This window comes from Vreelandella malpeensis, from assembly GCF_020622355.1.
Classification (GTDB): Bacteria; Pseudomonadota; Gammaproteobacteria; order Pseudomonadales; family Halomonadaceae; genus Vreelandella; species Vreelandella malpeensis.
In genome coordinates this window covers 542,191-564,671 of the sequence record NZ_WHVL01000001.1, presented here as the reverse complement: position 1 = coordinate 564,671, position 22,481 = coordinate 542,191, and the positions used below count along the sequence as shown (strand labels likewise).

Genomic DNA, 22,481 nt, shown 5'->3' with positions numbered 1-22,481 from the left:
GAGAAATCCATGTCCGCGTTAGACAACCTCAAGATCCTCGACGTCTCCCAGATCATGGCCGGCCCCTACTGCACCATGGTGCTGGCCGACATGGGCGCCGAGGTCATCAAGGTGGAGAAGCTCAACGGCGGTGACGACAGCCGCCAGATGGGGCCCTACGTCAACGGCGAGTCCACCTGCTTTTCCCAGATCAACCGCAACAAGAAGAGCATCTCGCTGAACCTGAAGGAAGCTCGCGGCCGCGAGATCTTCTACGAGCTCGCGGCCAGCGCCGACGTCATCGTCGAGAACTACCGCCCGGGGGTCACCCAGTCGCTGGCCATCGACTACGACACCATCAAGGCGATCAACCCCGCCATCGTCTACTGCTCGATCTCCGGGTACGGCCAGACCGGCCCCTACAGTCACAAGGGGGGCTTCGACCTGGTAGCCCAGGGCATGACCGGGCTGATGTCGATGACCGGCGAGCCCGGGCGGCGCCCGCTCAAGACAGGTATCGCGGTGTACGACATCGGTGCCGGCATCACGGCCGTGTACTCGATACTGGCCGCCTACATCCACCGCATGAACACCGGCGAAGGCCAGCATATCGATATCGCCATCACCGAGTGCGGGCTGCCCTGGTTCACCTGGGAGGCCGCGGCCTATTTCGCAGAAAACACCGTGCCGGCGCCCACGGGCTGGCGTCACCGGGTCTCCGCCCCTTACCAGGCCGTGAAGGCGAGCGACGGCTACCTGATGCTGGGCTGCGCCAACCAGCGCACCTGGGAGCGCTTTTGCACCGACGTGCTGGGCGAGCCGGCGCTGATGGAGGACGCGCGCTTTCTGACCAATTTTGATCGCGGCCAGCACGTCGACGAACTCGAGGCCCTGCTCGAGGACTTGATGGCGAGTCGCACGGTGGATGAGTGGCTGATCCTGTGCGACAGCGCAGGCGTCCCCGCCGGGCCGATCAACGATTTCGCCCAGGCCCTGAACGACGAGCACTACCTGGCCCGGGGAATGGTGCAGGAGATGGAGCATCCGGTCATCGGGCGCATGAAGACCATCGGCTTTCCCAGCAAGTTCTCGCGTACGCCCTCGGCCATCCACACTCCGGCGCCGCTGTTCGCCCAGCATACCGATGAGGTGCTCGGCACCCTCGGCATCGAGCGCACGGAAATCGACGCCCTGCGCGAGGCGGGCTGCATCAAGTAGGCAACGGTTTTTTTAAACCCGCAAATTGCATTCATTATACAAATTGCGTCAATAGCCAGTTTCACCAATCAGCTTCAAGAACAACCAATAAAAGGACACGACCCATGCTGAACCTCGACTTCCACCCGACCGGTCGCCACTTCCTGCAGATCCCCGGCCCTTCGCCGGTGCCGGATCGCATCCTGCGCGCCATGAGCCTGCCCACCATCGACCACCGCGGCCCGGAGTTCGGCGCCCTCGGCCGGGAGCTTCTGGAAAAGATCAAGCAAGTGTTCAAGACCGAGCATCCGGTGGTGATCTATCCCGCCTCGGGCACCGGCGCCTGGGAAGCGGCGCTGGCCAATACGCTGTCTCCCAACGATCGGGTGTTGATGTTCGAAACCGGCCACTTTGCCACCCTGTGGGAGAAGATGGCCAGGCGCCTGCAGCTCGAGCCCGAGTTTCTCGGGCTTCCCGGCTACGAGGGCTGGCGCCAGGGCGTACAGGCGGATTTGATCGAGAAGCGCCTCAAAGAGGACGGTGAGCACGCCATCAAGGCGGTGTGCGTGGTGCATAACGAAACCTCCACCGGGGTTACCAGCGACATCGCCGCGGTGCGCCGGGCAATCGATGCAGCCAACCACCCGGCGCTTCTGATCGTCGATACGATTTCCGGTCTCGCCAGCGCCGACTATCGCCATGACGAGTGGGGCGTGGACGTGACCGTGTCCGGCTCCCAGAAGGGCCTGATGCTGCCGCCGGGCATCAGCTTCAACGCGCTCTCGCCCAAGGCCATCGAGGCCAGCCGCCAGGCGATGCTTCCCAAGAGTTTCTGGGCCTGGGACGAGATCCTGGAGGCGAACAAGAACGGCTACTGGCCCTACACGCCGAGTACCAACCTGCTCTACGGCTTGAACGAGGCCCTCGACATGCTGCTGGAAGAGGGTATGGAACACGTCTTCGAGCGCCACGCGCGCTGGGGGGCGGGGGTGCGCGCTGCCGTCGAGGCCTGGGGGCTCGAGGTGCAGTGCCAGGACCCGGCCCTCTACTCTCCGGTGCTGACCGGCGTGGTGGTACCCGAGGGCGTGGATGCGGACGTGGTGCGCAAGATCATCTACGAGCGCTTCGATCTGTCGCTGGGGATGGGCCTTGGCAAGGCCAAGGGCAAGATGTTTCGCATCGGCCACCTGGGTGACTGCAACGACCTGACCCTGATCGCCACCCTCGGCGGCTGCGAGGCGGGATTGAAGCTTGCCGGCGTCACGCTCAAGTCGAGCGGCGTGAGTGCGGCGCTCGAGTACTTCGCCGATCATCCGCACCGCTTCGCCCAGGCCGAGTCCACCCAGTAAGCGAGGAGTTCCCATGACGTCACTCACCCCGCAACACCGCTCACGGGATGCCCGGATCGCGCCGGTCGGGGCCTTCGCCGACCGGCTCACCCGCGAGATCGAAGGTGACGTGCTTTTCGATCGGGCCAGTCGGGGGCGCTACGCCACGGACGCCTCGATCTATCAGGTGACCCCGGTGGGCGTGGTGATCCCCCGCCATCAGGAGGACCTGACCCGGGCGCTCGCCATCGCCCGGGCCGAGGGAGTGCCGGTGCTGGCCCGCGGCGGGGGCACCAGCCAGTGCGGCCAGACCGTGGGAGAGGCCCTGGTGATCGATACCACCCGGTGGCTCAACCAGGTGGTGGCGTTCGACGAACAGGCCCGGACCGTGGTGGTCGAGCCGGGCATCGTGCTCGATCATCTCAATGCCTGGCTCAAGCCCTACGGCCTCTGGTATCCGGTGGACGTCTCCACCAGTGCTCAGTGCACCCTCGGCGGCATGGCGGGCAACAACTCCTGTGGTTCCCGCTCGATCTACTACGGCAACATGGTGCACAACGTGCTGGGGCTCGACGCGGTGCTTGCCGACGGCGACGAGGTGAGCCTCGGTTTCGTCGACGCCATGGCCAAGGGCTCCCGGGAGGCCGCGTTGGCCCGGCGGGTGCGGGCCATCGCCGAGCGGGTGGGTCCGGAAATTCGCAGCCACTTCCCCAAGGTGCTGCGCCGGGTGGGGGGCTACAACCTGGATCTCTTCGACTGCCAGAACCCGATTCCCTACGACGCCATCCATCGCGCCAACCTGGCCCACCTGCTGGTGGGCTCCGAGGGCACCCTGGGGGTGAGCCGGCGGCTGACCTTGCGGCTCTCGCCGTTGCCGGAACACAAGGTGCTGGGGGTGGTGAACTTCCCGACCTTCTACCAGGCGATGGACCTGACCCAGCATATCGTCAAGCTCGGCCCCATGGCGGTGGAGCTTGTCGATCGCACCATGATCGAGCTCTCGCTGGAAAATCCTGCCTTTCGTCCGGTGATCGAGAAAGCGCTGATCGGCCGGCCCGAGGCGATGCTGCTGGTGGAGTTCGCCGGCACGAACCAGGACGAGCAGCTTAAAAAGCTTGAGGAGCTCACGGCACTGATGGGGGATCTGGGGCTGGCCGGGAGCGTGGTCGAGATGGCCGAGGCCCAGGAGCAGAAGGCGCTATGGAACGTACGCAAGGCCGGGCTCAACATCATGATGAGCATGAAAGGCGACGGCAAGCCGGTGTCCTTCATCGAGGACTGCGCGGTGCCGCTCGAGCACCTGGCCGAGTACACCGACAAGCTCACCGAGGTGTTCAACCGCTATGGGACCGAAGGCACCTGGTACGCCCATGCCGGGGTCGGCACGCTGCACGTGCGTCCGATTCTGGACATGCGCCGGGGGGGCGCGGCGAAGATGCGCGAGATCGCCGAGCACGCCTCGCGTCTTGTGCGCGAATACAAGGGCGCCTACTCCGGCGAGCACGGCGACGGTATCTGCCGCGGCGAGTGGGTGGCCTGGCAGTTCGGCGAGACGGTCAACGATGCGTTCAAGGAGATCAAGGCGCTGTTCGACCCCCACAACCTCTACAACCCGGGCAAGATCGTCGATACCCCGAAGATGGACGACGAACGCTACTTTCGCTTTCCCGCGAGCTATCAGCGCATTCCCATTACCCCGGTGTTCGACTGGTCGGCCTGGAACGTCGAGCGCGACCCCCTCACCGGTGAACAGAGCCCGCCAGGCAGCGCCGGGGATGCGACCCACGGCCTCGCCATGGCGGTGGAAATGTGCAACAACAACGGGCATTGCCGCAAGTTCGATGCCGACACCATGTGCCCGAGCTACCGGGCTACCCTGGAGGAGAAGCACCTGACCCGGGGCCGGGCCAATACCCTGCGCCTGGTGCTCTCCGGCCAGCTCGGCGAGCAGGGATTGGCCAGCGACAGCGTCAAGGAAGCGCTGGATCTGTGCGTTTCCTGCAAGGGCTGCAAGCGCGACTGCCCCACCGGGGTGGACATGGCCAAGTTCAAGATCGAAGCGCGTACCGCACGGGCCCGGCTCAAGGGGCTATCGCTTCGCGACCGCCTGGTAGGAGAGATGCCGCGCTACGCGGCCTGGGCGCATCGCCTTCGCGGAGTCACCCGGGCGGTGGAGCGTACACCGTTTCTCGCCCGACCGCTCAAGGATGCCCTTGGCCTTGCCCGGGCCCGGGCGTTTCCGGTCTTTGAAGGCAACTTCCTGGCCGGCGCCCGGGCCTCTTCTCCCTCGAACGGGGAGCGTGAGGTGATGCTGTTCGTCGATACCTTCAACAACTACATGGAAAGCGACAACGCCCGGGCGGCCAAGCGGGTACTGGAGGCGGCGGGCTACCACGTGCACGTGAACGTGCGCCCAGGGCAGCGCCCACTGTGCTGCGGGCGTACCTACCTGTCCGCGGGTCAGTTCGACAAGGCCAAGGCGGAGGCCAGGCGCACCCTCGATCACCTGATGCCTTTCGTCGAGCGCGGCGTGGCCATAGTGGGCCTCGAGCCTTCCTGTCTTCTGACGTTGAGAGACGAGTTCCTGCAGTACGGCTATGGCGACGAGGCCCGGGCCCTGGCCGAGGCCGCCTATCTTTTCGAGGAGTTTCTGGTCAAAGCGAAGGCGGCGGGGGAGCTCGACCTGCCCCTTGGCCCGCTTCCCGCCGCCCGGGCGTTGCTGCACGGCCACTGCCACCAGAAGGCCTTCGATGCGCTCAGGCCGGTTCAGGAGGTGCTGGGCTGGATTCCCGGACTCGAGGTGAAGACCATCGAATCCTCCTGCTGCGGCATGGCGGGAAGCTTCGGCTATGAGGCGGAGCACCACGACGCCTCGCTCAAGATGGCGGAGCTTGCCCTGCTGCCCGCGGTGCGCGAGGCCGAGGCCGATACCCTGGTCGTCGCCGACGGCACGAGCTGTCGTCATCAGATCCACGACGGGGCCGGGCGCGAAGCGCTTCACGTTGCCCGGGTGCTGGAACAGGCGTTAGCCTAGCGGTGGATACTCCCAGAACAACAACGCAACATCTCTGACAGGAGGTTTTCGTGGCCATCTATCAATTTGGAGAGCACCGCCCGGCGATCGGCGATGACGTCTATATCGCCGAGACCGCCGACGTGATGGGGCGAGTCACCCTCAAGGCCCGTGCGAGCGTCTGGTATCGGGCCGTGCTGCGGGGCGATACCGAACACCTGGAAGTGGGCGAGGAGAGCAACATTCAAGACGGCGCCGTGCTCCACGCGGACCCGAGCTTTCCGCTCAAGATCGGCAAGGGCGTGACCGTCGGGCATCAGGCGATGCTGCATGGCTGCACGGTGGAGGATGGCTGCCTGATCGGGATTCAGGCGGTGGTGCTCAACGGCGCGGTGATCGGCGAGAACAGCCTGGTCGGCGCCTGCGCCTTCGTGAAGGAGGGCGCGGTGTTTCCCCCCAACTCCCTGATCGTCGGCTCCCCGGCCCGAGTGGTGAAGACCCTGCCAGAAGGCGCCATCGAAGGACTCAAGCTCAACGCCCAGAGCTACGTGGCCCGCGCCAAGGAGCACGCCCGCACCCTCAAGCGCCTGGACTGAGCCCGCTGCCCTCAACGAAAAACCACCCCGGCGGGGTGGTTTTTTTTCGTTAAGCGCCCATCTCTGCAGGTCAGGACTCTCTGGTTCAGGACGCGCCCGGTTCAGGACATTCGCGGGTCACGAGACCAGCGGGTCCGTTACCCCCAGCACATAGAAGGCGATCAGCGCGATGATGCCGGTGGCGGTCAGATAGTAGATCGTCGGCAGGATGGTGATACGGATGGTCGCGCCTTCACGCCCCAGAAGCCCTACCGTGGCCGAGGCCGCCACCACGTTGTGGATGGCGATCATGTTGCCCGCCGCCGCGCCCACGGCTTGAAGTGCGATCATCATCGCGGTGGAGATCCCAAGGGTCTGGGCGACGCTGAACTGGAACTCCGCCAGCATCAGGTTCGAGACCGTGTTGGAGCCCGCGATGAAGGCGCCCAGCGCCCCGACCGCCGGCGCGAAGAAGGGATAGATGTCACCCACCCCGTTAGCCACCGCCTGAGCCATCATCACCGGCATGGAGACGAGATCCGCCCCGTTGACGCCGGAGTTGATCAGGATGCGCACCATCGGCACGGTAAAGATGAGCACGAACCCCGCCCCGAAGATGGTCTTGGTGGATTCCGACACCGCCGCCTTCAGCTGCGCACCGTTCATCTTGTGCAGGAAGTAGGTGATCGACACCACCGCCAGGATGATGCCACCGGGCAGGTAGAGCGGTTGAACGCCCCCGCTCACCCCGGTCTCACCCAGAATATTGGCCCAGTTGAGGTTGATCGAGGTCAGCGCGGCCTGAAGTGGTTCGATAGTGCGAGAGGCGACCAGAAACAGCGCCAGCAGCACGTAGGGAATCCAGCCTCGCAGGGTAGACATCGGCGCCTTGCCCGCCACGTCCTCGAGCTTGATCTGCAGGTTGCCGATCCACTCGTCCGGCCAGGCGGTGGCCTCCGGAAAGTCCCAGGTGTCCTTGGGCAGCAAGAAGCCCTTGCGCGCCGCCGGGACCACGATGGCGAGCCCCACCATGGCGCCGATCATCGACGGGAACTCCGGGCCCAGCAGCACGCCCACCAGCATGTAGGGAATGACGAAGGCGAACCCGGTGAAGAGCGCGAAGGGCGTGATCGAGAGCCCCTCCTTCCAGGATTTGTTCGCCCCGAAAAAGCGCACCATCACGGTGACCAGGATCAACGGCATCAGGATGCCGACAATGCCGTGGGTGATAGCCACTTCGCTGGTGATGGTCTGAAAGAACACGTCCCAGCTCGAGCCTGCGGCCTCGAGCTCTGCGGTGATGCCTGCCCGGTCCACCCCGGTGCCGACGCCGACGATGATCGGGGTGCCCACCGCGCCGAAGGAGACCGGCGTGGACTGGATCATCATGCCCACTACCACGGCGGCGAGTGCCGGGAAGCCAAGCGCTACCATCAAGGGGGCCGCCACCGCCGCCGGCGTGCCGAAGCCCGAGGCCCCTTCGATGAAGCAGCCGAACAGCCAGGCAACGATCAGCGCCTGCACCCGGCGGTCCGGGCTGATGCCGGAAAAGCCGTTGCGGATCGCGGTGATGCCGCCGGAGTGCTTGAGGGTATTGAGCAGCAAGATCGCCCCGAAGATGATCCATAAAAGTCCCGCGGTCTGGATCAACCCCTGGATGGTGGAGGCTGCCACGCGGGTAAAACTCATGTCCCACACCGTCAGGCCGATGACCGCGGCGGTCAGGAAGACGATCGGCATGGCGATCTTGGCGGGTATCTTGAAGCCAATCAGCAAGACCCCCGCCAACAGCAGCGGCAGAAATGCCAGTAAGGCAAGTATCGTGTCACTCATCGAAAAACGGCCCCTTGTTGTGTTGGTCGGCTACGCTTTTTTCATGGCAGGCACCAAGGCTTGAGTGACCTGGCACCGTCCTATGCACGATACGACCCGCACCGCGCGGTGACCACCGAGAAGGCAATGCCTTGCCCGTACAAGGCAGGGGAAATCATTGAATCCATGCTGAAGACCGGCTCCAAGTGATTGTATTGAATTGATTTAAAGAGGGTGGAAATCCCGGAGGGCGGTTCAACGCATTAGACTAATAGACAGGGCAGGGGAAAGGGGCTGGCCTCGACGACGACGCTTGCGCCGAACGGGTACGAAAGCGCATGCTAAAGCGGTGCTTAACGTCGATGAGGTGGCTTGATGGATCGTATCGTGTATGACCTTTACGGGCGCGACGAGCGCCTGCGCTTTTCGCCTTACTGCTGGCGCGTGCACCTTTCCATGGCTCACAAGGGGCTGGCCTATCGCACCGAGCCCTGGCGTTTTCAGCAGAAGGAGAAGCTCGCCTTCGCCGATCACGACAAGGTGCCGGTGCTGGTGGATGGCGAGAAGGTGGTCACCGACAGCTTCGAGATCATGCGCTATCTCGACGCCACCTACGCCGAGGCGCCGCTGCTAGGCGACGGGCTCGCCTGCCAGCGGGCGTTGCTGTTCAAGCTGTTCGTCGAGCGCAGCGTCAGCCCGGCGCTACTGCGCATCGTGGTGATGGATCTTCTGGCGGCCATCCACCCCGACGACCGCGACTACTTCCGGCGCACCCGGGAGGCGGCGATCGGGATGCGCTTAGAGGAACTGCATGACCCGGTTCAGGGGCGCGAGCAGCTCAAAAAGGCGCTGGTGCCGGTCAACGCGCTGCTCGAGCAGAGCCCCTTTCTCGATGGCCAGGCGCCCGCCGGCACCGATTACCTGCTGTTCGGAAGCTTCATGTGGGCCCACGTGGTTTCCCGGGAAGTGCTCGTTGATGACGCCACGCCGGTGGCGCGCTGGTTCGAAAAAATGCTGGCCGTTCATGACGGTATGGCCGGGCGCGCGCCTACCGTGCGCGACGTGTAGGCAAGGCGATGGAAAAGTGTCACGAAATTCATGTTGCACTGCACAAAATGCGCTGCTAGCTTACAGGGAGTCAAGGCAAACGCTTTGCTGTCGACCGCTGAGACCAGTGCGTGTCGAATCGCTGACGACCAGGAGGTTATGTGATGGACAGGACCGCAGAGAACACCAAACAGCAGTTTGAATCCGTTTTCGTCTCGCCCATGCGTTCGTACACGCTGGCCGCGCTCGACTACTACGAGCGTCTGCTGAGCGCCCAGATCGACGCCGCGCGCGCCTACTCGGACATGAGCATCGCCCAGGCGCGCACCTGGCTCGACGTCAAGGATGCCGAGAGCTTCAAGAAGGCGATGCAGACCCAGCAGAAGACCGCTTCTGATTTCATGGAGCGCATAAAAGGTGATTCCGAGAAAGTCACCTCGATCGGCCAGGACTTCATGCAGGACAGCCAGAAGATGGCCGAAGAGAACACCCAGAAGGCGGCCAACAGCCTGAACAAATAGGTTCTGCCGCACTGCAAAGCCGCGCCCCCGGGCGCGGCTTTTTCGTGGGCGCTAGTCGCGCTCGCTCATCGCGATCAGCCGAAAGCGGGCGATGCACACGATCTGTTCGATGGCGGTGGCGCGCTCGACGGCCGGGGCGTTGTCAAGGCGCGCCGCGAAGGCGTCGAGAATCGCGTGGCGATCGAGCCCCTTGACCGCGATCACGAAGGGAAAGCCGAATGTCTCACGATAGGCGTCGTTGAGCGCTTCGAAGCGCGTGTACTCTTCCGGCGTGCACTGGTCGAGCCCGGCGCCGGCCTGCTCGCTCTTGGACGACGCGGTCAGGTCCCCGGCAAGCGCCGCCTTGCCCGCCAGATCTGGATGCGCGCGGATCACCGCCAACTGCTCCTCCGGGGTCGCCTCGCGCAGCGCCTGGCCCATCTTCTCCGCCAGTACCGACGGGTCGTCGTGAGTGGCATCCAGCCCCGACTCCCAGGCGTGGCGGGCGACCCAGGGCGAATGCTCGAAGACGTCGCCGTAATGGTCGAGAAACGCTTCGAGTCCGCACTGGCTGGGCCGCGGCGAGAGGCGGTGTGGGGCGTTGCTTGAAGAGAGGGGCACGGCGCATTCTCCTTAACCTGCGTCAACGGCATTGGCGTATACAATCGATGGTATCACCAGTACTCTTTGACCTATAGGTCAAACGACATCGAGCGCAACGCCAAGGAGACGCTATGGGATGGCTCACAACCCACGTACTGGACACGGCCAAGGGGCAGCCCGGCGAAGGCATTACCATCGAGGTCTTTCGGGTCTGTGCCGGCAAGCGCGAGCACCTGGGAAGCGTCGTTACCAACAGTGACGGTCGCTGCGACGAACCGGTGCTGCAGGGAGAGGACTTCACCCCGGGCGAGTACGAGCTGGTGTTCCACGCCGGCGACTACCTGCGCACCCACGGGATCGAGGCCACGGAACCACGGTTTCTGGACGTGATTCCGCTTCGCTTCGGCGTGGCGGACGAAAGCCAGCACTATCACGTGCCGCTGCTGCTGTCGCCTTTCGGATACTCCACTTATCGCGGCAGCTGAGCGGCGCGTCGGGCGGTGACGACAACCAGAAGGAGCGGCAATGAGTGACGAGCGAGCGGCCATCAAGCGCCGTGTGATGGAGCGCGACGGTGACGAGCGCCACGAATCGATCTACCGCGCGGTGAGCGATGCCATCGTGGAGCAGCGGCTCAAGCCCGGCGCGCGCCTGCGCGAGGATGCCCTGTCGGAGGTGTTCGGCATCAGCCGCACCGGGATTCGCAAGATTCTCCAGCGCCTGTCGCTGGAGCAGCTCGTCACGCTGACGCCACGGCGCGGAGCCAGCGTCACCCGGCCCACCGCCGAGGAGGCCAAGGACGTGTTCGACGCCCGCCAGCTCATCGAGTGCGGGCTGATGAAGGACGTGGCGCGCCGGCTGACGCCCGACGATGTTCAGGCGCTGCGTTCCCTGGCCGCCGAGGAGCGCCAGGCGCTGCGCGGCGGTCGCCAGAGCGCAGCGATTCGCCTGTCGGCGGATTTTCATGTCCAACTGGCCAGGCTTTCCGGCAACGCCACGCTCACCGAATTCGTCGAACGGCTCTGCTCGCGCTCTTCGCTGATCCTCGCGGTCTACGGCCATCGCGGTCATCTGGGCTGCGAGTCCCACGACCATGACGATCTGATCGGCTACCTGGAAGCCGGCAACGCCGAGCGTGCCACTGCCTTCATGAGCCGCCACCTGAAGGCCATCGAGGCGTCGCTGTCGATGGTGGAAGAAGAAGAGGACGCCCCGGACCTGCAGCGGATCTTCGGGCGCTGACGAAAAACGCCACCGGGGTCACCGGTGGCGTCTTGTCTACTCATCCAATACTAAGTGCCCTGGTGGTTCATCGCCGGGGTCGCCTTGAACTCGCGCATCAGCGCGTAGTAGATCAGCCCACCAAGCCCCGCGCCGATCAGCCAGCCGTAACCGCCCAGCACGGCGAGTGCCGGTACCAGCACGGTGGCGAGCGAAAACAGCGCCGCGCCGGCGAAGGCCATCAGCGCGCGCCGGTTCCAGCCCTTCACGTAGTAGTAGGCGCTGCCCGGCTTCGAGCTGAAGAGCTCCTCCATGTTCAGGTGCTGGCGCTTGATCAGGTAGTAATCCACCACGATGATGCCGTAGAAGGGCGCCACCACCGCGCCGAGGGCGTTGACGAAGCCCGGCACGCCGATCTGGCTGATCACGGAAACCCACAGCGCGCCGACGAAGAACGCGATGATCGCGGTGATCAGACCGCCGGTCTTGAAGCTGATCTTGCTGGGGAACAGGTTCGCCAGGTCATAGGCCGGGGGAATGAAGTTCGCCACCAGGTTGATGCCCACGGTGGCGGCGAAGAAGGTGAGTGCTGCGACGATGGTCAGCGGCAGCGAATCGACCCGCTCGACGATGTCCGCCGGGTTGGTCAGCGCCTCGCCGAACAGCACCAGGGTGCCGGCGGTGATGATCAGCGCGATGAAGGAGAAGAACGCCACGTTCAGCGGCAGACCCAGAAGGTTGCCGAGCTTCATCTGGCGCTCGGTCTTCACGAAGCGGGTGAAGTCGCCGAAATTGATCACCACCGCGGCGAAGTAGGCCACCATGGTGCCGACGATGGCGAAGAACGCCGCGATCGATCCCGTGCTCGCCTCACCACTGCCGCTGAAGATCGACCCCACCGCCGGCAGCAATTCGTCGCCGGCCTGGTACCAGACCACGCCCATCAGCACCACCATCACCAGGTAGACCAGCGGCCCCGCCCAGTTGAGAAAGTGCTTGATGCGCTCGATGCCCTGCCAGAAGATCGCGATCTGGAACACCCAGACGATGAAGAAGGAGAGCCAGGCCACCGGCGAAAGCCCGAGGAAGGTGGCACCGCTGCCCGCGCCGACGAAGGCAGTGATCAGAAGCGCCACCGCGGTGGAGGCGAAGTAGGTCTGCACGCCGTACCAGAAGATGCCCACGATGGCGCGCAGCATGGCCGGAAGGTTGGCGCCGCGCACGCCGAGGCTTGCGCGCACCATCACCGGAAACGGAATGCCGTACTTCACGCTGGGCTTGCCGGTCAGGTTGACCAGGAACATGACCACGACGCCGGCCAGGATGATCGCCGCCATCACCGCCCAGCCGTTGAGCCCGTAGCTCAGAAACAGCGAGGCGGCCAGGGTATAGCCGAACAGGCTCTGTATGTCGTTGGACCAGACGTTGAAGATCTCGAAGGCGCCCCAGCTGCGTGCTTCGGGCTTGAGCGGGGCGAGGTCCTCGTTGTAGAGACTTGGATCGATTCGTTGGATATCGAGCTCACTGACCGGTGGCTGCTCGTGCATTGTTGAATCCTTGCGTCTGAGGGAGTGATCGTGACGTTAAAAGGCCGCCCGAAGGCGGCAAGGGGAACGAAGGCTCACGAAGTGAAGCGACGGCAGTGCGCCCAGTGGCGCATCAGCAGGTAGTAGGTCAGCCCCGCCGGCACGAGGCTTGCGTACCAGGAGATGGCCGAGAACGCGAGAGCGGCCACGATGCCCACCGCCATGGCGATCACGGCGGCCAGGTTGACGCCCTGATAAGGGCCCTGCGGGTCGTAGAGCTTGCCGAGATCCAGCGTGCGGCGGCGAATCAGGTAGTAGTCCACCACCAGAATGGCGAAGATTGGCCCCAGGAACGCGGAATAGGTCTGCACGAACAGCTGAAGCCCGGCGGCGGATTCTGGCTGCACCAGCTTCCAGGGGAAGGTCAGAAAGGCCAGAAGGCCGACCACGATGGTGGCGGTGGAAAAGCGCATCTTGAACACGTCCATCAACACGTAGGTCGGCGGCACCACGTTGTTGAGCACGTTGGTGGTCACCTGGGCGAAGGCGATGAACAGAAGCGTGGTCATCAAAAGCGGGGTGTTGTCCACGGCGTTGGCGAACACCTGGATGGGGTCGGCGGTGCCGGTCGCCTCGGACACCATGAAACCGATCAGCCCCATGAACAGCGTGCAAGGCAAAATTGACATGGCGTAGATGGTGGTCAAAAGCCCGCCACCGGTGCCTTTTTCATGTTCGCGGGAGTAGTCGCTGACATTGAGCATCATGGTGCTGTAGATGCCCAGAAACAGCATCGTCGCGCCCCAGAACGGCAGCCCCCAGGAGCCTTCCATGGTGAACAGGCTCGCAGAGAGCTCGTCGCCGTAGCGCTGCACGGTGGCGTAGAACATGTAGGTCAACGACAACAGGATGAAGGCGCTGCCGATGTTCTCCAGCCACTTGATGCCCTGGAAGCCGGTCACGGAGAGCGCGATCTGCAGCAACTGGAAGGCGATGAAGTAGAACACCAGATTGTCGAAGCCAAAGAGGGTGGTCGACACCATGTTCAGCGCGCCCGCGCCGATCCAGCTCTGGAAGCCGTACCAGACGATCGCCGGCACCGCGCGAACGAGCCCGGGAATGCGCGTCCCCGTGAAGCCGAAGGCCGGACGCGCCTGGACCATGAAGGGGATGCCGTACTTGTAGCCGGCGGCGCCGTTGATCGCCAGCGCCACGCCGATGATGAAACAGCCGATGGCGATGGCGAGCGTGGCCTGTATGAGGTTGAGCGTGCCGACCACGCTCGAGCCCATGGCGAAGGTGCCGATCGACACGCAGCCGCCAAACCAGGCCAGAAAGTAGGAGCCGCGCCCCATGATGCGCGTCTGCTGCGGTGCCAGGCTCTCATCGCCCAGCGCCTTGTTGCCGGAGTCGACCGGCGGGCTTGCGGCCTCTGTCGTCAGTCCAGAAGTGCTCATCGTACCGTCCTCGCAAGATTTATAGACGTTGTAGTTGTGCCCGGTGGTGCCGGGCGACGCTTGCGGCGTGGCGTGCTAACGGTGCTGTTTAACTATCGTTGTTATGAGTGTCGCGATGATCTCTCGGTTATGGGCGGCCTCAGTGGCCCGGCGGCAGGCGAAGCTCGGAGAGCTCGGCGAACTTGCCGGTAAAGGGTTTCGGGCGCGGATAGTCCAGGTCGCCGTGCTTGCTGGTCTGAAGGCCCAGCCCCACCAGCGACTCGGCGAGCTTGAGGGCCGCCCCCACGCCCTCCACTACCGGCAGGCCCACCTCGCGGCTGATCGCCTCGGTCAGGTTGGCCATGCCGCCACAGCCCAGCACGATGGCGCCGATGCCATCCTCGTCACGCGCCCGGCAGCACTCCGCGACGATACGCTTGAACGCCGCATCCGGGTCGTGCTCGAGATCGAGCACCGGGATTTCCGCGGCGCGAATGCGCCGGCAGTGGTGACGAAAGCCGTACTGCTCGAGCAGATGCTCGGCGATGATGCCGGTACGTCCCAGGGTGGTGACGATCGAGAAGCGCGTGCTGATCAGGGTGGCCAGATGAAAGCCCGCCTCGGCGATGCCGATCACCGGCGCCCGGGTCAGTTCGCGGGCGGCCAGCAGCCCCGGGTCGCCGAAGCAGGCGACGATGTAGGCGTCGATGCCGCCTTCGCGCTCGCCCTTGAGCACCTCCTCGGCCACGCCGACGGCGCTCACTGCCTCGTCGAAGTGGCTCTCGATGGAGACCGGCCCGGCCTCTGGCTGGGTGGCGCTGATATGCGTGTCGGCACCGGCAAGCGCGCGGGCGGCCTGCTCGATCACCCGTGTCATCGACGCGGTGGTGTTGGGGTTGATGATGCGTATATGCACGGCAGGCGACTCGCGATGGAAAAAGGAATGTTTCTTGTATACAAAAATAGGGCGCTTTTCAGGGCGGTGCAACCCCTTTGGAATTGGACTATCGTGGTAGACGAAACGGTCTAGAGCATAAACCTGAACGCCATGACGGCAGGCAAGTTAGGCGCCTTGGGCGAGAATCCGAGCACGTTGCCAGGCGGGTTCCGTATCATATATTTTGTATACAGAAGTAAGTTTTCATTTGCTGCTTCCCACTATAACAAGGAGATGCCATGGCTTCCGGCAAAGAGCAGACCAGCCCGTTCTATCCGCGCGACCTCATCGGCTACGGCCCGACCCCGCCCCACGCCAACTGGCCGGGCAAGGCAAGGATCGCCGTGCAGTTCGTGCTCAACTACGAGGAAGGCGGCGAGAACTCGGTGCTCCACGGCGACCCCGGCTCCGAGCAGTTTCTCTCCGAGATCATCGGCGCGGCGAGCTACACCGATCGTCACCTCAGCATGGAGTCGATCTACGAGTACGGCTCCCGGTCCGGCGTCTGGCGCATCCTGCGCGAGTTCGAACGCCGCGGTTTTCCGCTGACCGTGTTCGGCGTGGCCATGGCACTGGAGCGCCATCCGGACATCGCCCGCGCCTTCAAGGAATTGGGCCACGAAATCGCCTGCCACGGCTACCGCTGGATCCACTACCAGGAGATGCCGGAGCACATCGAGCGCGATCACCTGCAAAAGGCCATGGCGATCTTCGAGCGTCTCTATGGCGAGAAGCCCGAGGGCTGGTACACCGGCCGCGACAGCCCCAACACGCGGCGGCTGGTCGTCGAGGAGGGCGGCTTTCTCTACGACAGCGACTACTACGGCGACGACCTGCCGTTCTGGACCCGCGTGACCGATAGCCAAGGCAGCGAGCACGACCACCTGATCGTGCCCTACACCCTCGACACCAACGACATGCGCTTCGCCTCGCCCCAGGGCTTCAACACCTCGGATCACTTCTTCAGCTACCTGCGCGATGCCTTTGATGTACTCTACGCGGAAGGGGAAGACGCGCCGAAGATGCTCTCCATCGGCATGCACTGCCGGTTGCTGGGTCGTCCGGGCCGGTTTCGTGCCCTGCAGCGCTTTCTCGATTACATCGAAGCGCACGACCGCGTCTGGGTGGCGCGTCGCGTGGACATCGCCCGCCACTGGGCCGAGCACCACCCGGCGCCTCGGCGCGCGTGAGCTGACCCGACCGCCTAGCTTGACAGTCTAGCCCGACAGGATTTCATGACGCCTCATATAGGACAGCGCATCACCGCCCAGTTCGACGCGCTCAGCGCCCAGGAGCAGCGGGTGGCAAGTTTCATCCTCGATCACTTCGAGGACTTGGCCGTCTACAGCGCGGCGGATCTGGCCCGGCTGACCGGCGTGTCGAAGTCGACCGTCAGCCGGCTGTTCAAGCGCTTGGGCTTCGAGAGCTTTCGCACGGTGAAGACCCACGCGCGCCAGCTTCGCAACCTGGGCGTACCGCTGGTGATCGACGAGAATGCGCTGCAGGAAAACGATGGCGTGGCGTTTCAGCGCCATCTTCTGCGCGAGCAGGAGAACCTTCGCCAGTGTCTCGCCACGCTCCCACCTCAGCGCTTCTCCACCCTGGTAGAGCAGCTGGACACGGCCCGGCGGGTGGTAGTGATCGGGTTTCGCAATAGCTACCCGCTGGCGCTGCACTGTCGCCAGCAGTTGATCCAGGCGCGTCCGGACGTACGCCTGGCCCCCCAGCCGAACCAGTCGCTCGCCGAGGAGATCGTCGACCTGCAGGCCGAGGATGTCGTGGTGCTGTTCGGCTTTCGCCGCCGCCCCGCTGCCTTCGCATCGCTGGTCGAGGCACTTGAGCGCTCATCGGCCAAGGTGGTGTTGATTGCCGACCCGACGGCGGTCGCGTTTGCCCCCAAGGCCACTTGGTTTCTGGAAACGCCGCTAGAGAGTCTCTCCGCCTTCGACAGCTACGCCACCGCCAATAGCCTCATCTGCCTGATCGCCAACGCCGTGCTTCACCAGCGTCTGGCGACAGGGCGAGCGCGCATCGATGCGATCGGCGATCACTACGGGGCGCTCGATGAGCTCGAATCTCTGTCGGAGGAGGGAGCGGCGCACTTCTAGCCGGTCCACTGGGTCGCCTGGGCGAAGATCAGAAACGCCAGGGCGATCGCCACCCACACGCAGAACAGCGGAAAGAAGAACTTCACCCACTTCTGCCAAGGCACGCCGGCCAGCGCCAGGGTCGCCATGAAATAGCCGGAGGTGGGGTAGAAAATGTTGCCGAGGCCGTCGCCGAGCTGGTAGGCCAGCACTGCGGTCTGGCGGGTCACGCCGAGCATGTCCGACAGCGGCGCCATCAGTGGCATGGTCACCAGGGCCTGGCCGCTGCCCGAGGGCACGATGAAGTTGAAACCGAGCTGGGCGAAGAACATGCCGATCGCCGACAGCAATGTCGGAAGCCCGCCCACCAGGTTGCCCAGCCCGAACACCAGGGTGTCCATGATCTGACCATCCTCGAGCATCACCGCGACCCCGCGAGCGATGCCGGCGATCATCGCGCCCACCAGCACGTCGCGAAACCCCTGGTTGAAGCCCGCGCAGATCTCGTCGGTGTCGAGCCCGGCGATGAGCCCGACGGCGATGCCCATGATGATGAACAGCCCCGCCATCTCCATCATGAACCAGCCCTGGTACAGCACGCCGTACACCAGCAAGGCGAAGAAGGCGAAGGTGGCCAGGGCGGCGAGCCGTTGGCGCGGGCTTGCTGACAGCGCCGGGCGCTGGCTTTCGAGGCGATAGAGCGCGCGCTTGTCGTCCTCCGCCGGGTCCCGGGCCATCAGGCTTGCCGCCTCGTCTGCCTGAACGCGGCCGGCGTAGCGCATCACGAAGGCGATCGCCACGACCAGCAAGACGATGAAGGCGAGGATGCGAAGCCCGTAGCCGGAGTACAGCGGTAGCGCCGAGAGCTGCTGGCCAAGGCCCGTGTTGATCGGGTTGAGCACCCCCGTGGTGAAGCCGACCGTGGTGGCACATAACGCCACGGCGGCGGCGGTGACCGAATCGAAGCGCAGGGCGATCATCAGCGGCAGAATCACCGGCACGTACACCAGCGCAAGCTCCTGGGTACCGATGATGGTGGCGATCACCGCGAACACGGTCATCAGCACCGGAATGGTCAAAATGCCCCGACCCGCGAAGCGCCGGGTCAGCTTGTCGACTCCGATCTCGATGATGCCGGTACGGCGCAGCACCATGAACATGCCGCCGATCATGAAGGTGAAGAAGACCACTTCCCCGGCGCCCATCAAGCCGTTGGGAATCGCCAGCATGAAGTCGGTCAAGCCCACCGGGGTGGGGTCGATCTGCTGGTAGGAAGTCGGGTCGATGGTGATGCGCCCGGCAGGGCCCGGTACCCGGTCGAATTCGCCGGCGGGCACGAAGTGCGTGGCGATCGCCGCCAGGGCGATGAAGACGAACAGCACCACGTAGATATCGGGGATTCGGCACCAGCTCTTCTTCTTGGGGGCCGCGGGGCGGGGAGCGTCAAGGTGATCCATGGGGGCCTCTTGCAGGTGGGCCGCTCGGGGCAGCCTCTATTGTGTCATTAAGGTTCAAAGTCGTTATTTTTTTACATTGGTAATCGTTCTTTTACGTCGGCAATCGTTGTGTTCGACGGCTTTGATACTGGAAAACGCCGTCGGGGATTGAAACGAAAGTTGTCATCGACGTTACTATTGGGAGAAACGTTTCACAAGCGTTTTGGCGGGAGGCGCTTCAAAGCGTCGGCCGAATCTTGTATACACGAAGAGCGTTCTCACTTTCGACGCTCCATATTCTGACTCTCCACAAGGCCAACAATGTCGACTTCCTACTATGCTCCACAGGGCGGTCATCCGCCGCAGACCCAGCTCACCGCTGATCGCGCCGTGTTCACCGACGCCTTCGCGCTGATCCCCAAGGGCGTGATGCGCGACATCGTCACCAGCCAGCTGCCATTCTGGCAGGGCACTCGGGCCTGGGTGCTGGCGCGCCCGCTCTCTGGGTTCGCCGAGACATTCTCCCAGTACATCATGGAAGTGCAGCCCGGCGGCGGCAGCGACAAGCCGGAACCCGAGGCGGAGGCCGAGGCCGTGCTGTTCGTGGTCGAGGGCGAGCTGACGCTGACCCTCGATGGGGTGCGCCACGTCATGGCGCCGGGCGGCTACGCCTTCATACCGCCGGGGGCCGAGTGGCGGGCGCGCAACGATTCCCAAGCGCCCGTACGCTTTCACTGGATCCGCAAGGCGTACGAGTTCGTCGACGGGCTCGAGGTGCCGGAAGCCTTCGTCACCAACGAGCAGGCGATCGTGCCCTCCGAGATGCCGGGCACCGAGGGGCGCTGGTCGACCACCCGCTTCGTCGACCCCACGGACGTGCGCCATGACATGCACGTTACCATCGTCAACTTCCTGCCCGGCGGCGTGATTCCGTTCGACGAGACCCACGTGATGGAGCACGGCCTCTACGTGCTGGAAGGCAAGGCGGTGTACCACTTGAACCAGCAGTGGATCGAGGTGGAAGCGGGGGATTTCATGTGGCTACGCGCCTTCTGCCCCCAGGCCTGCTACGCCGGCGGCCCGGGGCCGTTTCGCTACCTGCTCTACAAGGACGTCAACCGCCACGCCAAGCTCAAGCTGTTTCGCTGATCGCCAAGGGAAAATGCCATGCTGACACTGACCGCCGAACCGCTCACCGCCGAGGCCTTCGCACCCTTCGGCGAGGTGATCGATGCACGCGTATCCTCTTCGTTTGCCATCAACGCCGGGCGCACCCAGCGTCATCACGACCTGGCGCGGGTGGAAACGTATGGCGAGAACGCCCATACCCTGATCAACATCTTCGTCAGCCAGCCGGTGACGCTGCCGCTCACACTGACCTTTCTGGAGCGCCATCCCCAAGGCAGCCAGGCCTTCATGCCGCTGCACGGCGAGCGCTTCATCGTCGTGGTGGCCCCAAAGGGTGAGGCGATCGAGCCGGGGGCAGTGCGCGCCTTTTTAACCGACGGCCGCCAGGGAGTGAACTACGCTGCCGGCACCTGGCACGCCATCAACTCGGTGCTGGAGCGCGAGGGTGAGTTCCTGGTCGTCGACCGGGGCGGGGAGGGCGACAACTGCGACGAGTACCCGCTCGACATCGAAGTGCGGCTCGCATGAGCCGGCCTCGATGTTGCGTCACACTCTTTTGCCCGGCTTTTTGCTAAGCTAGGCGCGACCGACCCGTTCACTACCGATCAGGATGCCCATGAGCCTTCAAGCCGCTACCCGCCTTCGTCGTACCAAGATCGTCGCCACGCTCGGCCCCGCCAGTGACCGGGAGGGCGTGCTCGAAGCCATGCTCGAGGCGGGGGTGGACGTGGTGCGTCTCAACTTCTCCCACGGCACTGCCGACGACCACCGCGCAAGACTCGAGCGGGTGCGCGAGATCGCCGCACGGCTCGGTCGAAGCGTGGCGGCGCTGGGTGACCTGCAGGGGCCGAAGATTCGCATTGCGCGCTTCAAGGAGGGCGCGGTCAAGCTCGCCGAGGGCCAGGACTTCGTGCTCGACATGGGCCTCGATCCGGACGCCGGCGACATCGCCTCCGTGGGCTGTGACTACAAGACCCTCGCCCAGGACGTCGCCGCCGGCGACCGGCTGTTGCTCGACGATGGCCGCGTGGTGCTCGACGTCACCCGCGTCGAGGGGCAGAAGGTACATACCCGGGTGGTGGTGGGCGGCAAACTCTCCAACCACAAGGGCATCAACAAGCAGGGCGGCGGGCTTTCGGCGCCAGCGCTGACCGACAAGGACAAGGCGGACCTCAAGACCGCCGTGGCGATCGGCGTCGATTACCTGGCGATCTCGTTTCCGCGTTCGGCGGCAGACATGCAGGAAGCCCGGCGCCTGTTGGGCGAAGAAGGCGCCGAGATCGGCCTGGTCGCCAAGGTGGAACGCGCCGAGGCGGTGGCGGACGACGAAACCCTCGACGGTATCATCGAAGCCTCGGAAGCGGTGATGGTCGCCCGGGGCGATCTGGGCGTGGAGATCGGCGATGCCAAGCTGGTCGGCGTGCAAAAGCGCATGATCAAGCGCGCCCGCAGCCTCAACCGCGCGGTGATCACGGCAACGCAGATGATGGAGAGCATGATCTCCGCGCCGCTGCCGACCCGCGCCGAAGTGTTCGACGTGGCCAACGCGGTGCTCGACGGCAGTGACGCGGTGATGCTCTCCGCCGAGACCGCCGCCGGCGACTACCCGGTCGAGACCATCGAGGCGATGGCCCGGGTGTGCCTTGGCGCCGAGCGCGAGCGCACCGCTCAGGAGTCCGGCCACCGCATCCACGAAGGCTTCACCCGCGCCGACGAGACCATCGCGCTCTCGGCGATGTACGCCGCCAACCACATGGAGGGCGTGGTCGCCATCGCCTGCATGACGGCGTCGGGCTATACGCCGCTGATCGCCTCGCGCATTCGCTCGGGCCTGCCGATCGTGGGCCTGGCTCACAACCCCATTGCCCAGCGGCGCATGGCGCTCTATCGCGGCGTGGTCTCGCTGCCCTTCGACACCAGCGCCATGCAGGCCACCGAGCTCAACGACCGTGCCCTTGAGCTTCTGGTGAAGCAGGGCGTGGCCAAGCCCGGCGATCACGTCATTCTCACCCGGGGCGATCACATGAACGCCCACGGCGGCACCAACACCCTGAAGGTGATGACGATCACCGACCAGCACGCCCGCGCCTGAAGGAGACCACCATGACCCTGTCGCGTCGTCAACTGATCAAGGCCGCCCTCGGCACGTCGCTGCTGGCCAGCGTCCCGCTCCTGTCGACGAGCGTGTTCGCTACCGACAGCGAGGCGGCGACGCTGCCGCTGACCATCCACACCAAGCAGGGCCCGCACCGCCTCGACGTGGAGGTGGCGGAAACCGTCGCTCAGCGCCAGCAAGGCCTGATGGGCCGCGAGCACCTGCCCGAGGCGCGCGGCATGCTGTTTCGCTTCGAGCGTGAACAGCCGGCGAACAACGCCTTCTGGATGTACAAGACCTTGATCCCGCTCGATATTGCTTTCATCGACGGCGAGGGGCGCATCGTCGCGATCAACACCATGCCACCGTGTGAATCCGACAGCCCCCGAGAGTGCCCGGCTTACCCGGCCGGCGCGGCCTACCGCTCGGCTCTCGAGGTCAACGCAGGCTACTTCGAGGCGCGCGGCATCCAGGTGGGCGACTGCGTGTCGGTACCGGCGCTGGCGGGGTTCTGTCGAGGCGGTGACTGATCGTAATCGAGCGCTTTTGGCAAGTTTTACT

The 22,481-nt window shown here is 64.6% G+C and carries 20 protein-coding genes; 14 read left to right on the top strand and 6 right to left on the bottom strand.

Features of this window, described 5'->3' with window-relative positions; genetic code table 11:
* Positions 1–9: 9 nt before the first annotated feature.
* The 4 genes from GEV37_RS02555 (at position 10) to GEV37_RS02540 (ending at position 6,113) form a co-directional block, all read left to right on the top strand.
* Positions 10–1,197 (top strand): CaiB/BaiF CoA transferase family protein, encoded by a 1,188-nt coding sequence (locus GEV37_RS02555; protein WP_227388605.1) that lies wholly within the window; start codon positions 10–12, stop codon positions 1,195–1,197.
* A 104-nt stretch (positions 1,198–1,301) separates the two neighbouring features.
* Positions 1,302–2,525, top strand: a complete 1,224-nt coding sequence (locus tag GEV37_RS02550) for a pyridoxal-phosphate-dependent aminotransferase family protein (RefSeq protein WP_227388604.1) — start codon at positions 1,302–1,304, stop codon at positions 2,523–2,525.
* Between the two features lie 13 nt (positions 2,526–2,538).
* Positions 2,539–5,538, top strand: coding sequence for an FAD-binding and (Fe-S)-binding domain-containing protein (locus tag GEV37_RS02545; protein WP_227388603.1), 3,000 nt, complete (start codon positions 2,539–2,541; stop codon positions 5,536–5,538).
* A gap of 50 nt (positions 5,539–5,588) precedes the next feature.
* Complete coding sequence (locus GEV37_RS02540; protein ID WP_227388602.1) at positions 5,589–6,113, top strand: gamma carbonic anhydrase family protein; 525 nt, start codon at positions 5,589–5,591, stop codon at positions 6,111–6,113.
* A gap of 117 nt (positions 6,114–6,230) precedes the next feature.
* Here the strand turns inward: GEV37_RS02540 and GEV37_RS02535 are convergent, their stop codons facing one another.
* Positions 6,231–7,925, bottom strand: coding sequence for an L-lactate permease (locus GEV37_RS02535; protein WP_227388601.1), 1,695 nt, complete (start codon positions 7,923–7,925; stop codon positions 6,231–6,233).
* 354 nt (positions 7,926–8,279) lie between these two features.
* Here GEV37_RS02535 and GEV37_RS02530 point away from each other — a divergent pair, with 354 nt between their 5' ends.
* On the top strand, positions 8,280–8,972 hold the full coding sequence (locus tag GEV37_RS02530) for a glutathione S-transferase N-terminal domain-containing protein (protein ID WP_227388600.1): 693 nt from the start codon (positions 8,280–8,282) through the stop codon (positions 8,970–8,972).
* Positions 8,973–9,115: 143 nt separating this feature from the next.
* A complete protein-coding gene (locus GEV37_RS02525; protein ID WP_227388599.1) occupies positions 9,116–9,472 on the top strand; it encodes a phasin family protein in 357 nt (118 codons plus the stop codon).
* 51 nt (positions 9,473–9,523) lie between these two features.
* On the opposite strand, the gene uraD is transcribed toward GEV37_RS02525, so the two are convergent.
* Positions 9,524–10,072 carry a 2-oxo-4-hydroxy-4-carboxy-5-ureidoimidazoline decarboxylase gene (gene uraD, locus GEV37_RS02520; RefSeq protein ID WP_227388598.1) on the bottom strand — a complete coding sequence of 183 codons (549 nt, stop codon included), beginning with the start codon at positions 10,070–10,072 and terminating at the stop codon, positions 9,524–9,526.
* Between the two features lie 113 nt (positions 10,073–10,185).
* On the opposite strand from uraD, the gene uraH reads away from it, so the two are divergent.
* Both uraH and GEV37_RS02510 read left to right on the top strand, forming a co-directional pair.
* The gene (gene uraH, locus GEV37_RS02515) at positions 10,186–10,539 is read left to right on the top strand and encodes a hydroxyisourate hydrolase (RefSeq protein ID WP_227388597.1); all 354 of its coding nucleotides are present in this window, start codon (positions 10,186–10,188) and stop codon (positions 10,537–10,539) included.
* A gap of 40 nt (positions 10,540–10,579) precedes the next feature.
* Positions 10,580–11,296, top strand: a complete 717-nt coding sequence (locus GEV37_RS02510; protein ID WP_227388596.1) for a GntR family transcriptional regulator — start codon at positions 10,580–10,582, stop codon at positions 11,294–11,296.
* A 50-nt stretch (positions 11,297–11,346) separates the two neighbouring features.
* Here the strand turns inward: GEV37_RS02510 and GEV37_RS02505 are convergent, their stop codons facing one another.
* The 3 genes from GEV37_RS02505 to GEV37_RS02495 form a co-directional block, all read right to left on the bottom strand.
* Positions 11,347–12,822 carry an NCS1 family nucleobase:cation symporter-1 gene (locus GEV37_RS02505; RefSeq protein WP_227388595.1) on the bottom strand — a complete coding sequence of 492 codons (1,476 nt, stop codon included), beginning with the start codon at positions 12,820–12,822 and terminating at the stop codon, positions 11,347–11,349.
* 74 nt (positions 12,823–12,896) lie between these two features.
* Entirely contained in the window at positions 12,897–14,258 is a 1,362-nt protein-coding gene (locus tag GEV37_RS02500; protein ID WP_227388594.1) for an NCS1 family transporter, read from the bottom strand.
* A 139-nt stretch (positions 14,259–14,397) separates the two neighbouring features.
* On the bottom strand, positions 14,398–15,153 hold the full coding sequence (locus tag GEV37_RS02495; RefSeq protein ID WP_227388593.1) for an aspartate/glutamate racemase family protein: 756 nt from the start codon (positions 15,151–15,153) through the stop codon (positions 14,398–14,400).
* A 260-nt stretch (positions 15,154–15,413) separates the two neighbouring features.
* Between GEV37_RS02495 and puuE the strand changes: the two genes are divergently transcribed.
* Positions 15,414–16,364: an allantoinase PuuE gene (gene puuE / locus GEV37_RS02490; RefSeq protein ID WP_227388592.1), complete on the top strand. Its 951-nt coding sequence runs from the start codon at positions 15,414–15,416 to the stop codon at positions 16,362–16,364.
* 45 nt (positions 16,365–16,409) lie between these two features.
* Entirely contained in the window at positions 16,410–17,282 is an 873-nt protein-coding gene (locus GEV37_RS02485; protein ID WP_227388591.1) for a MurR/RpiR family transcriptional regulator, read from the top strand.
* Here the strand turns inward: GEV37_RS02485 and GEV37_RS02480 are convergent.
* A complete protein-coding gene (locus tag GEV37_RS02480; RefSeq protein WP_227388590.1) occupies positions 17,279–18,718 on the bottom strand; it encodes a YfcC family protein in 1,440 nt (479 codons plus the stop codon). The two genes, GEV37_RS02485 and GEV37_RS02480, sit on opposite strands and share 4 nt — an antisense overlap.
* A gap of 300 nt (positions 18,719–19,018) precedes the next feature.
* Here GEV37_RS02480 and GEV37_RS02475 point away from each other — a divergent pair, with 300 nt between their 5' ends.
* The 4 genes from GEV37_RS02475 (at position 19,019) to GEV37_RS02460 (ending at position 22,450) form a co-directional block, all read left to right on the top strand.
* On the top strand, positions 19,019–19,846 hold the full coding sequence (locus GEV37_RS02475) for a bifunctional allantoicase/(S)-ureidoglycine aminohydrolase (RefSeq protein WP_227388589.1): 828 nt from the start codon (positions 19,019–19,021) through the stop codon (positions 19,844–19,846).
* Between the two features lie 18 nt (positions 19,847–19,864).
* Complete coding sequence (locus tag GEV37_RS02470) at positions 19,865–20,353, top strand: ureidoglycolate lyase (RefSeq protein ID WP_227388588.1); 489 nt, start codon at positions 19,865–19,867, stop codon at positions 20,351–20,353.
* Between the two features lie 88 nt (positions 20,354–20,441).
* Entirely contained in the window at positions 20,442–21,917 is a 1,476-nt protein-coding gene (pyk, locus tag GEV37_RS02465; protein WP_227388587.1) for a pyruvate kinase, read from the top strand.
* Between the two features lie 11 nt (positions 21,918–21,928).
* On the top strand, positions 21,929–22,450 hold the full coding sequence (locus tag GEV37_RS02460) for a DUF192 domain-containing protein (protein WP_227388586.1): 522 nt from the start codon (positions 21,929–21,931) through the stop codon (positions 22,448–22,450).
* The last annotated feature ends 31 nt before the right edge of the window (positions 22,451–22,481 follow it).

Bases quoted from the DNA above. Each gene is read 5' to 3' on its own strand.
- puuE (WP_227388592.1), top strand. From the start codon at position 15,414: ATGGCTTCCGGCAAAGAGCAGACCAGCCCGTTCTATCCGCGCGACCTC.
- GEV37_RS02535 (WP_227388601.1), bottom strand. From the start codon at position 7,925: ATGAGTGACACGATACTTGCCTTACTGGCATTTCTGCCGCTGCTGTTG.
- GEV37_RS02550 (WP_227388604.1), top strand. From the start codon at position 1,302: ATGCTGAACCTCGACTTCCACCCGACCGGTCGCCACTTCCTGCAGATC.
- GEV37_RS02475 (WP_227388589.1), top strand. From the start codon at position 19,019: ATGTCGACTTCCTACTATGCTCCACAGGGCGGTCATCCGCCGCAGACC.
- GEV37_RS02485 (WP_227388591.1), top strand. From the start codon at position 16,410: ATGACGCCTCATATAGGACAGCGCATCACCGCCCAGTTCGACGCGCTC.
- GEV37_RS02525 (WP_227388599.1), top strand. From the start codon at position 9,116: ATGGACAGGACCGCAGAGAACACCAAACAGCAGTTTGAATCCGTTTTC.
- GEV37_RS02545 (WP_227388603.1), top strand. From the start codon at position 2,539: ATGACGTCACTCACCCCGCAACACCGCTCACGGGATGCCCGGATCGCG.
- GEV37_RS02505 (WP_227388595.1), bottom strand. From the start codon at position 12,822: ATGCACGAGCAGCCACCGGTCAGTGAGCTCGATATCCAACGAATCGAT.
- uraH (WP_227388597.1), top strand. From the start codon at position 10,186: ATGGGATGGCTCACAACCCACGTACTGGACACGGCCAAGGGGCAGCCC.
- GEV37_RS02480 (WP_227388590.1), bottom strand. From the start codon at position 18,718: ATGGATCACCTTGACGCTCCCCGCCCCGCGGCCCCCAAGAAGAAGAGC.
- GEV37_RS02555 (WP_227388605.1), top strand. From the start codon at position 10: ATGTCCGCGTTAGACAACCTCAAGATCCTCGACGTCTCCCAGATCATG.
- GEV37_RS02500 (WP_227388594.1), bottom strand. From the start codon at position 14,258: ATGAGCACTTCTGGACTGACGACAGAGGCCGCAAGCCCGCCGGTCGAC.
- GEV37_RS02460 (WP_227388586.1), top strand. From the start codon at position 21,929: ATGACCCTGTCGCGTCGTCAACTGATCAAGGCCGCCCTCGGCACGTCG.
- GEV37_RS02530 (WP_227388600.1), top strand. From the start codon at position 8,280: ATGGATCGTATCGTGTATGACCTTTACGGGCGCGACGAGCGCCTGCGC.
- GEV37_RS02510 (WP_227388596.1), top strand. From the start codon at position 10,580: ATGAGTGACGAGCGAGCGGCCATCAAGCGCCGTGTGATGGAGCGCGAC.
- GEV37_RS02470 (WP_227388588.1), top strand. From the start codon at position 19,865: ATGCTGACACTGACCGCCGAACCGCTCACCGCCGAGGCCTTCGCACCC.
- pyk (WP_227388587.1), top strand. From the start codon at position 20,442: ATGAGCCTTCAAGCCGCTACCCGCCTTCGTCGTACCAAGATCGTCGCC.